Genomic DNA, 10,542 nt, shown 5'->3' on the forward strand with positions numbered 1-10,542 from the left:
ACGAGGTGTTACAGAGGGGTTGCGGACTTTGAAACTTCCCGGCTCTGCACGGGCCGTCGTGATCGGTGGCGGGGTGGCCGGGTGCAGCGTGGCCTATCATCTGGCAAGGCTCGGCTGGACCGAGGTGATACTCGTCGAGCGACACGAACTCACCGAGGGGACCACCTGGCATTCGGCCGGGTTCGTGGGCCAGCTCCGCTCCACGGTCACCCAGACCAAGATGATTATGTATTCGGCCGGTCTCTATCCCGAGCTGGCCGAGCTCACCGGCCTGGACCCGGGGTGGCACGGGGTCGGTGGACTCCGCCTGGCGACCACGCCCGAGCGGGTGGAGGAGTCCCTGCGCCTGGCCGGGGCCGGGGAGACCTACGGGCTGGGTCTTGAGGTGCTCTCCGGCGCCGAGGCCGGGGAGATGTCCCCGCTGCTGTACACCGACGACGTGCGGGCCGCGCTCTGGCTGCCCGGGGACGGCTGGCTGGATCCGGCGCTGCTGGCCAGGGCGCTGGCGGCCGGGGCGCGGAAGCTGGGCGTGCGGATCCTCACCGGGACTCGCGCGGTGGGGCTCGACGTGGCGGGCGGGGCGATCACCGGCGTACGGCTCGCTTCGGGCACCGAGGGAGCCGAGGACTTCGAGGAGTGGTCGGTTCAGACGGAGACCGTGGTCGTCGCGGCGGGTGCGGCCAGCGGGCGGGTCGGGCGGCTGGCCGGGGTGGACATTCCGGTTGTGCCGATCAAACACCAATATGTGGTCACCGAGCCTTTCGGGGTTCCTTCCTCCACGCCCACGGTGCGGGATCCGGACAACATTGTCTATTTCCGGGAAGAAAATGGCGGGATTCTGGTCGGTGGGTATATCCGAAACCCGGAGATCTGGTCCACGACTGCCCCGCTTGAGGAGCCTCGGACCGTCTTTCCCCCTGATATGCCGAAATTCCAGGAATCGTGGGAGTCTGCGGTGCGGCGGGTACCCGCCCTGGCAGGTACCGAGATCACGAAGGTCGTCCACGGCCCCGAGGCGTTCACCCCCGACGGGGAGTTCCTTCTCGGCGAGACCTCGGTCCGCGGGTTGTGGGCGGCGGCGGGCTTCTGCGTCCACGGCCTGGCCGCGGCCGGCGGCGTGGGCAAGGTCATGGCCGAGTGGATCGTGGATGGCTCGCCCGAGTACGACGTGTTCGGCATGGATCTGCGACGCTTCGGGCTGCACGCCCGTTCCGCGGCGTGGAGCCGCGCCAAGGCCCTGGACTCCTACTCGAAGTACTACGACATCGTCTACCCGGGTGAGGAACGGACCGCCGCCCGGCCGCTCCGCCGCTCTCCCGCCTGGGTCCGGCACGCGGAGCTCGGGGCGGCGTTCGGCGAGAAGGCCGGCTGGGAGCGGGTGAACTGGTTCGAGTCCAACGCCCGCCCGGCCGCGGAGCCCGACCGGGACCCTCCCCTGGGCGACGGGGATGTCCGCTCGGAAGGCCAGGGCCTCCGGAGGGGCGGCCGGGATGTCCGGGAGAACGGCCGGGGCCTCCGCCCGGACGGATGGGCCGGCCGGATCTGGTCGCCGGCCGTCCGAGAGGAGTGCCTGACCACCCGCGACGCCGCGGGCCTGTTCGACCAGACCTCGTTCGCCAAGCTGGAGGTGGCGGGAGCAGGAGCACTGGAAGGGCTGCAGCGGGCGTGCGCCGGGCAGCTCGACAGGCCGGTGGGCTCGATCGTCTACACCCAGCTCCTCAACGCGCGCGGCGGCGTCGAGGCCGACCTGACCGTCACCCGCCTGGCCGACGACCGCTTCCGGCTGGTCACCGGCACCGCCTTCGGCGTCCACGACGCCGCCTGGCTCCGTGGCCGGGGACTCGACGTCCGTGACGTCACCTCGGCCCATGCCTGCTACTGCCTGTGGGGCCCGCGAGCGCTCGACATCCTCGGCTCCGTCTCCGGCGACGACCTGACCTTCGGCTACCTGAGGGCCAGGGAGATCAGTGTCGGAGGAGTCCCGGTGCTGGCCCAGCGGGTGACGTTCGTGGGCGAGTTCGGCTGGGAGCTGTACTGCCCCTCGGAGTACGGCCTGACGCTCTGGGACACGCTCATGGAGGCGGGAACGCCGCATGGCATGCGCCCGGCCGGGTACCGCGCGATCGACTCGATGCGCCTGGAGAAGGGCTACCGCGTCTGGGGCCTGGACGTCACCCCGGAGACCACCCCGTACGAGGCGGGCCTGGGCTTCGCGGTCGCCGGGGACAAGGACTTCCTCGGCCGCGCCGCCCTGGACGCCGCCTACCGCCCCGCCGGCGACGGTCCCGCACCGGCCTCCTCGGCCTCCTCGGCCGCGAGTCCAACGGCCCCGGTGCCCGCGCGGAGCCTGTTCTGCCTGGTCCTGGACGACCCGCGTCAGGTCTGTCTCGGTGGCGAGCCGGTCCGCTCCGGCGGCCTGCCCGCCTCGCGGGTGACCAGCGGCGGGTACGGCCACCGGGTCGACCGCTCGATCGCCTACGCCTACCTGCCCGAGGGCACCGCCCCGGGTGACCGCGTCGAGGTCGGCGTGACCGGCACCTGGGTGGGCGCCGCCGTCGCCGCCGAACCCCTCTACGACCCGTCCTCAGAACGCGTCCGTCGCCTGCCGCCCTGACCGTCCGGCCGAGGGGGCGGTGCCGTACCGGAGCCCGGACGGCGCGCACCGCCAGGGCTCCGGGGAGCGCGCCGTCCGGGGCCCGTCCCCTCGCCGGTTCAATCGTCCGATGTGAGACCGGCGGCGACCGCGGTCAGCTCGCGCTCGACCGCCCGTCTGCCGCCGAGATCCTTCGCGTAATCAGGACTGATCATCACCTCGACCGCCCGTTCCTCGCCCACCTGCAGGAAGATGCTCGGGGTCCCCTTCCCGCCGTCCTCGCCGACCCACTGGTCGACGACATAACCGGTCCGGCCATCGCCGAGGGGCACCTGTCTCCCCTTGTTCGCAACGCGGTAGCTCTGCCACTGCTCGTCGGCGCGTGCGGCGGCCAGACCCTCGAAGACGAAGATCTGGACACGGTAGGAGCCCTCGCCGTCGTCCGGATAGCTCCACGTCGTGGAGTACTCGTCGCCTCGGTTCACCGCCCAGGCGTTCCGTACCAGGCCGCCGGTCATGTATCCCACGTGGACGCGCCCCAGGGTGTTCCCGGTGCCGATGCCGACGGGCGTACGGAAGACGCGTGGAGTGGCCGTGGGCGTCGGCGTGGGCATCGGGGGTTCGGTGAACAGGGGCTGCGGCGCGTTCCGGTCGCCGGTGTCAGGCTCCGGCGTCCCGGAGGTCGCGACCTGGTCGTGCGGTGCGGGAGCCGGGTTCAGCGCCAGCTGGACGGGGGCCGCGATCCCCGCGACGGCCGCCGCGGCGACCACGGCGGTGATCCTGATCCGCCTGGCGCTCCTGCGCCGCGAGGACCGGATCACCCGCTCGGCCAGGCCGGGGGCCGCGCGCAGCCGCGCGGTCTCGTCCGCCATGATCTGGCGGATCTCCTGTTCAAGCATGGGCACTCCTGATCGCCTCCTCCAACGGCTCCCCGCCGATCGCCGGCCGCAGCTTGGCGAGCGCCTTGGACGCCTGGCTCTTGACCGTTCCCGTCGAGCAACCGAGGATCTCCGCGGTCTGCGCCTCGCTGAGGTCCTCCCAGTAGCGCAGGACGACCACCGCGCGCTGCCGGGGCGGCAGCTCGCGCAGCGCGTCCATGAGCGCGTGGCGGAGCGGGATGTCGGTCTCCCGCGACGGCCGTTCCGGCGGGGTGCCGGTCGGGATGATCCTCAGGACCGCCCTGCGCCGGGCACGGCTGATGGCGGTGTTCACGATGATGCGGCGGACGTAGGGTTCTGGATCGCTGTCGCTCCGGACCCGGCCCCAGTTGCGGTACGCCCGCTCCAGGGCCGTCTGCAGCAGGTCCTCGGCGTCCTCGGTGGCGTCGCAGGCGAGATGGGCGATCCTCAGCAGGCTCGTGCCGCGTGCGGCGACGAAAGCTGAGAATCCAGCATCATCTCGGCCGATCACCTCAGTTCATCCGATCTCATACCTCTCCATACGCCTGAGCGGAGAGAAGGGTTGCCCGCCGCCGATTTTCGGTAAAACCCGTCACCGACCTGCGCATCGGCGATCCTGGGCTCTGGAGACCAGCTCCAGGTATACCCCCAGGGGGTTGCTGGAAAGGGTGGTGGTGTGGCACTGTGGTGGAGTCGATAGATACCCCATAGGGGTATTGAGGAGGAGTGATGAACGGCGCGATCAAGGTGGGCGCGTACGTGGTCGGGCTGGCGGCGGTGTTCGGCGGCGCGCTGGGGGTCGGCCGGGTGGTCGGGCCCGTTGGAGGCGCGGTGGCCGAGGCCACTCGCGATGCGGGCCACGGTGCCGAGCCGGGCGCCGGCCATGCCGCCGGGGCGGGCGCGGGGCACGACGAGGGGCCGGGGGCGGTGCGGGCACCGGCCGTTCCCGGCGGGCTCCAGGTCTCCCAGGGGGGATACACGCTCCTGCCGGAGACCGACGAGGTCAAGGCGGGCAAGCGGACCGACTTCCGCTTCTCGGTGATCGGTCCCGGCGGCCATCCGGTCACCGGGTTCACCACCCAGCATGACAAGAAGCTGCACCTCATCGTGGTCCGCCGCGACCTGACCGGCTTCCAGCACCTGCACCCCACCCAGAAGGGCGGGGTCTGGTCGGTCCCGCTGGAGCTTCCCGCCGCCGGGGAGTACCGGGCGTTCGCCGACTTCGCCCCGGAGGGGGCGGAGGCCATGACGCTCGGCATGGACCTGTCGGTGGCGGGTGACTACCGGCCCGAGCCGCCGGCCGTCCCGGCGGAGACCGCGAAGGTGGGCGACTACACCGTCACCCTGGCCGGCGACCTGGTGCCCGGCCGTACCAGCATGCTCACGCTGTCGATCTCCAAGGACGGGAAACCGGTCACCGACCTGGAGCCCTACCTGGCCGCGTACGGTCACCTGGTCGCGCTCCGTGACGGTGACCTGGCCTACCTGCACGTGCACCCCGACGGCGCGCCCGATGACGGGCGCACCGCACCCGGCCCGGACATCACCTTCTACGCCGAGGTGCCGAGCGCGGGGACCTACGGGCTCTACCTGGACTTCAAGCACGCCGGCACCGTGCGCACCGCCGCCTTCACCGCCGCCACCAGCCCGGATCCCGAGGCCGGTGGGGCCACGGCGCCGGCCGGGGACGGTCACGGCTCCCACGAGCACGGACGGTAGCCGTGAAATACCCCGAGGGGGTTATGTGTTCCCAGGGTGAGAGGGCAGAGCATGTCCGCCCCCACCCGTGGCGGGGGCGACCGCCCGAACGGGCCGGTGCCCAGCCCCCGACGAGGCGCACGGCCGAGTACGACGACAGACGAGACACAAGGAGAGGACATGACGTCCATGACCACCGGTAGGCCGCCCGCCGGCGGCGAGATCGAGTTCGCCATCGGTGGCATGACCTGTGCCTCCTGCGCGGCACGCATCGAGCGCAAGCTCAACAAGCTGGACGGGGTGACCGCGACCGTCAACTACGCCACCGAGAAGGCGAAGGTCGCCTACCCCGGTGACGTCACCCCCGAGGACCTGGTCGCGGAGGTCGAGAAGGCCGGATACACCGCCGAGCTGCCCGCCGCGCCGTCCCCCGAGGGGATGGCGGAGCCGGTCGAGCCGAACGTGCTCACGCCGCTCAGGCAGCGCCTGATCATCTCCATCGTGCTGTCGGTGCCGGTCGTCGCGATGGCGATGATCCCGGCGCTGCAGTTCGACAACTGGCAGTGGCTCTCCCTGGCCCTGGCGGGACCCGTCGTGGTCTACGGCGGCTGGCCCTTCCACCGGGCGGCCTGGACCAACCTGCGGCACGGCGCCGCGACCATGGACACGCTGGTCTCGATGGGGACGATCGCCGCATTCGCCTGGTCCCTCTGGGCCCTGTTCTTCGGTACGGCCGGGATGCCGGGCATGCGGCACGGCTTCGAGTTCACCCTCTCCAGGGGCGACGGCTCGGGGAACATCTACTTCGAGGCCGCCGCCGGAGTGATCACCTTCATCCTCGCGGGCCGCTACTTCGAGGCCCGTTCCAAGCGCCGCGCCGGTGCCGCGCTCCGCGCGCTGCTGTCGATGGGCGCCAAGGAGGTCACGCTGGCCTCCGGGGAACTCGTTCCCGTCGACAGTCTCAAGGTGGGAGACCTCTTCCTGGTACGGCCGGGGGAGAAGATCGCGACCGATGGCGTGGTCGAGGAGGGTTCCTCGGCCGTGGACACCTCCATGCTGACCGGTGAGTCGGTTCCCGTTGAGGTGCGGCCGGGTGACACCGTGGTCGGCGCCACCGTGAACGCCGGGGGACGGCTCGTGGTCAGGGCCACCCGGGTCGGGTCGGACACCCAGCTCGCCCAGATGGCCAGGCTGGTGGAGGACGCGCAGAACGGCAAGGCCGCCGTACAGCGGCTGGCCGACCGGATCTCCGCGGTGTTCGTGCCGATCGTGATCGCCCTGTCCGTGGTCACCCTGGGCTTCTGGCTCGGCACCGGTTCCGGAGCCGCCGCGGCCTTCACAGCCGCCGTGGCGGTGCTCATCATCGCCTGCCCCTGCGCCCTGGGCCTCGCCACGCCGACCGCGCTGATGGTCGGCACCGGCCGTGGCGCCCAGCTGGGCATCCTGATCAAGGGGCCCGAGGCACTGGAGTCGACCCACGGCATCGACACCGTCGTCCTGGACAAGACCGGCACCGTGACGTCGGGCACGATGACCCTCAAGGACGTCTTCACCGCGGAGGGGCAGGATCGCGACGAGGTGCTCCGGCTGGCCGGGGCGCTGGAGGCGGCCTCCGAGCACCCCATCGCCCGCGCCGTCGCCCGCGCCGCGGACTCCACCGCCAAGGTCGAGGACTTCGCGAACATCGAGGGCCTGGGCGTCCAGGGTGTCGTCGACGGGCACGCCGTTCTCGTCGGGCGCCCCCAACTGCTCGCCGAATGGTCGCAGCACCTGCCGGCCGACCTTTCGGAGGAGCTGGACCGGGCGTGGGCGCGTGGGGAGACCGCCATCGCGGTCGGCTGGGACGGCAAGGCCCGCGCGGTGCTCACCGTCGCCGACGCGATCAAGCCCACCTCGGCCGAGGCGATCGCCGCGCTGCGCGCGCTCGGCCTGCGCCCGATCCTGCTGACCGGCGACAACGAGACGGTGGCCCGTACGGTCGCCGAGGCCGTCGGCATCGACGCCGTCGACGACGTCATCGCCGACGTGCTGCCCGCGGACAAGGTGGAGGTCGTCAAGCGTCTCCAGACCGAGGGCCGTACCGTGGCCATGATCGGCGACGGGGTCAACGACGCCGCCGCGCTCGCCCAGGCCGACCTCGGCATGGCGATGGGCACCGGCACCGACGTCGCGATCGAGGCCTCCGACCTCACCCTGGTCCGCGGCGACCTGCGGGTGGCCGCGGACGCGATCCGGTTGTCCCGCCGCACGCTGCGCACCATCAAGGGCAACCTGTTCTGGGCCTTCGCCTACAACGTGGCCGCCCTCCCGCTGGCCGCGTTCGGGCTGCTCACCCCGATGATCGCCGGAGGCGCGATGGCGCTCTCCTCGGTCTTCGTGGTCAGCAACAGCCTCCGGCTGCGCCGCTTCAGGTGACCGGTCACCGTACCGGCACCGCCAGGTCGGCGGAGGGTGCGGGTTCGACGTCAGGGCTCGGTGCGGGGTCTCCCGCGCCGAGCCCGTCGCGTTCCGACAGCCGGAGGATCCTGCCGACCGTCACTGAGTCCGCGGCGTAGATGTGCGGCACGTCGACGAAGATCCTCATCGACCCGCAGCCCACCGTGAGGCCGTCCGCCACCTCGCTCTGGACACCGCGCAGCGGCACGTAGTTCAGGTAGCTGGTGAACGCGTTCTGGGACCGGAAGGCGGCGGTCATGGCCAGCTGCCCGGCACGGAGCCTGAAGGCGAGGCTGGTCAGGCAGGGCACCGCGTCGGGCTGCTCGCCGGGAACGGTCAGCGAGATCCAACCGCTCTTGGTGTACGGCTTGGAACGGAGCACGTCGACGATCCAGCCGAGCTGGTCGACACCGAGCAACTGGCGGAGCCGCCCTCCGTAACTGTACTTGAAGGGTGGCACTATCGACCGCTCGCTGAACTTGCTGGCGTACAGCGGGATCTTCCCCGCGTCGCCGTAGCATTTCAGGACCGGATCGTCCCAGGCCAGAGTGGTGATCTCGAACAGTACCGCCGGTGCCTCGATGATCGGGCCGCGGTCGTCCAGGGCGGGCCGGCCGTTGTTCGTCACGTGTCGCATCAGCCAGATCCACGTCTCCCCACAAGACGCGAATCTGAGGAGGTCGGGCATTCAGGTCTCCACGTTGGGGAAATGGAAGGGATTGTGTGGGAGCCGGCGTTGCCGGGAAACGTTGGCGCGGACGTAGTAGACGAAGTAGTGGATCATTGCGAGCAGCCCGATGATCACCAGGAGCAGGGCTGTGGTGGGCACGGCTCCGATCATCCCGAGCACGCCGACCGCGATGTAGGAACTGTTGACCAGGGCCAGCATCATCACGTTGATCCCCGGCCAGGCCAACGGCGCGTACGTCTCCGGATAGCGGGGGTCCACCGGCAGGTTGGGAGTCCAGCCGAGGGCCGAGAACTGGTCCTTGAGGTGGACGACGTAGAGCAGACGGAAATTGTTGAGCGCCCGCGCGGTTCTCATGTGCGCGTTCACCGCCTCGATCAGCCGCAGGAAGGGCAGTACGCTGAGCAGCCCGAACGCGGCGACCGTCGCGAACAGGTACCAGGGCACGCCCTGCCATGAGGTCAGCATGTTCGGGCTGATCACTTTCGCGCCGGTCAGCGCGATCGCGGCGGCGAACGGGGCGGAGAGCAGGCTCATGGAGAGCCTGGTCATCTTGATGCGCTCGTCCTTGGCGGCCAGGTAGACCTGGTACGTCCCGGTGAAGTCCACGGACACGAGGGCAAGGAATTCCCTGGGTGCCACTGGCAGCCCGTCCAGGGTCTCGGGCAGTGCTTCCGCGGTCGCCCGCGGTGACATCTTCCGCATCGGGACCCCACTTTCGACGAAGAGTGGATTTTCCCGTAGGAAGATATTGACTCACTTGTCAGGCTAATGAGTGTGTTTTGACGACATATATCTCAGGACTTCTGCGGGCACGTCACCCACGGGGCGCGGCCGGCCGTTCACGGCGGCCGGGCAGGGCCCGCCGGTGCCCTTCAGCCTTCCGCCGTCCCGGTCTCACCGAGCAGTGCCTCCTCCACGGAGGCGGCCATCGTGAAGTAGCTCAGCAGCCCGGTGGTGGCGAGCATGTGGCGCAGTGTCCGGCTCGCCCCGGTCACCACCAGGCGGGTCCGCGTCTCCTGGCTCCGGCGCAGGATCCAGAGCAGCTCCGCGAGCCCGGTGGAGTCGCAGAAGGTGAGCCCCGCCAGATCGAGGATGAGCAGGGGGGTGGCCTCGGCCCGGGTACCCGGAGCCGTCTCGAAGGGGGGCGGGACCAGTGGGGACGGGGAGGGCGGGTTCTCCGGGAGGAGCGGCGGGGGAGAGAGCGGAGAGCCGGCGGTGCTCGTGCTCCAGAAGCGGGCGAGTTCCCTCCGGAAGACCGGTGCGTAGTCGTAGTCGAGTTCGCCGATCGCCCGGACCACGATGGCGCCCTCGTGCGCGCCGGTCGAGACGGAGAGCGCGTTCACACCTTCGGGTGGCATGGAAAGACTCCTTAAGCCCGCGGTTCACAGGGCGGGCGTTCCCTCCGTCTTACCAGGTATGTGGAGCCGGCTGCCCCACCGGAGGGCGGAATCACCTGTCTCCGCCGGCTCTGCGAGGTCTTTTCTTATCCCCATGTGCTCTCCTCCGTCCGTATCGCCGCCTGCCGCGGGCCGCGGTGTGGCACCGGACGGCGGGCGGCTAAGTTGGATCCGCCCGTATCATTTAGCTCACGAGCTAAATCTCTTAGAGAGTAAGGAGAATTCGCGATGGAAGGCAAGTCCGGCCCCGGGGCCTCGCCGCTGGATGTCCTGAGCCGGATGGACCAGCTGATCGCGTTGAGCATGGTCGGGCAGCACACGCTCGCCGAGCGCCTTGGCATCAACGTCACGGACCTGACGTGTCTCGGCTTCATCCTCGGCGCGAAAGGGGAGGCGCTCACCGCGGGGCGCCTCGCCGAACTGGCGGGTCTCACCACCGGGGCCGTCACCGGGGTGGTCAACCGCCTGGAGAGCGCGGGCTACGCCCGGCGCGTCCCCGACCCCCACGACCGCCGTCGCATCCGGATCGTCCCCGAGGGGGACCCGGCCGCCCGCATCGCGGTGGCGTACGAACCCACCTACCGGCGGCTCGTCGAGCTCTTCGAGAGCTACGGCCCGGACGAGCTGGCCGCCATCTCCGACTGGTTCACCCGCGCCGCCGACGCCATGCGGATCTCGCTGGCCGAGATCCGCGAGTCTCCGGCGCCCTAGGCCCTGTCCTGCGGATCTTGCTGTGGCGAGGATCGGTCAGGTGGTGTCTCGCAAGGCGGAGGAGGGAGCCGCAGCGTGCTGCGGTGACCGACGACAACGCGGCGAGGCGCCGCCTGA

At 70.6% G+C, this 10,542-nt stretch carries 9 protein-coding genes; 4 read left to right on the plus strand and 5 right to left on the minus strand.

The window, feature by feature from the left end:
- Positions 1-58 precede the first annotated feature (58 nt).
- Entirely contained in the window at positions 59-2,614 is a 2,556-nt protein-coding gene (locus tag ACWD3H_RS34605; RefSeq protein WP_451957986.1) for a GcvT family protein, read from the plus strand.
- A gap of 98 nt (positions 2,615-2,712) precedes the next feature.
- On the opposite strand, the gene ACWD3H_RS34610 is transcribed toward ACWD3H_RS34605, so the two are convergent.
- Entirely contained in the window at positions 2,713-3,492 is a 780-nt protein-coding gene (locus tag ACWD3H_RS34610) for a hypothetical protein (RefSeq protein ID WP_451957980.1), read from the minus strand.
- Positions 3,485-4,003 carry a SigE family RNA polymerase sigma factor gene (locus ACWD3H_RS34615; protein WP_350963692.1) on the minus strand — a complete coding sequence of 173 codons (519 nt, stop codon included), beginning with the start codon at positions 4,001-4,003 and terminating at the stop codon, positions 3,485-3,487. The genes ACWD3H_RS34610 and ACWD3H_RS34615 overlap by 8 nt, the downstream gene beginning before the upstream one ends.
- Before the next feature lie 218 nt (positions 4,004-4,221).
- On the opposite strand from ACWD3H_RS34615, the gene ACWD3H_RS34620 reads away from it, so the two are divergent.
- Positions 4,222-5,211, plus strand: a complete 990-nt coding sequence (locus tag ACWD3H_RS34620; RefSeq protein WP_451957981.1) for a hypothetical protein — start codon at positions 4,222-4,224, stop codon at positions 5,209-5,211.
- A gap of 168 nt (positions 5,212-5,379) precedes the next feature.
- On the plus strand, positions 5,380-7,605 hold the full coding sequence (locus ACWD3H_RS34625; RefSeq protein ID WP_451957987.1) for a heavy metal translocating P-type ATPase: 2,226 nt from the start codon (positions 5,380-5,382) through the stop codon (positions 7,603-7,605).
- Positions 7,606-7,609: 4 nt separating this feature from the next.
- Here ACWD3H_RS34625 and ACWD3H_RS34630 read toward each other — a convergent pair whose 3' ends face one another.
- The 3 genes from ACWD3H_RS34630 to ACWD3H_RS34640 all read right to left on the minus strand — a co-directional run bounded on the left by ACWD3H_RS34630 (position 7,610) and on the right by ACWD3H_RS34640 (position 9,675).
- The gene (locus ACWD3H_RS34630; RefSeq protein ID WP_451957982.1) at positions 7,610-8,263 is read right to left on the minus strand and encodes a hypothetical protein; all 654 of its coding nucleotides are present in this window, start codon (positions 8,261-8,263) and stop codon (positions 7,610-7,612) included.
- A gap of 51 nt (positions 8,264-8,314) precedes the next feature.
- Positions 8,315-9,010: a hypothetical protein gene (locus ACWD3H_RS34635; protein ID WP_355567203.1), complete on the minus strand. Its 696-nt coding sequence runs from the start codon at positions 9,008-9,010 to the stop codon at positions 8,315-8,317.
- Between the two features lie 179 nt (positions 9,011-9,189).
- A complete protein-coding gene (locus tag ACWD3H_RS34640; protein WP_451957983.1) occupies positions 9,190-9,675 on the minus strand; it encodes an STAS domain-containing protein in 486 nt (161 codons plus the stop codon).
- 267 nt (positions 9,676-9,942) lie between these two features.
- Here ACWD3H_RS34640 and ACWD3H_RS34645 point away from each other — a divergent pair, with 267 nt between their 5' ends.
- The gene (locus ACWD3H_RS34645; protein WP_451957984.1) at positions 9,943-10,425 is read left to right on the plus strand and encodes a MarR family winged helix-turn-helix transcriptional regulator; all 483 of its coding nucleotides are present in this window, start codon (positions 9,943-9,945) and stop codon (positions 10,423-10,425) included.
- Positions 10,426-10,542 lie beyond the last annotated feature (117 nt).

The organism is Streptosporangium sp. NPDC002607 (genome assembly GCF_053592655.1).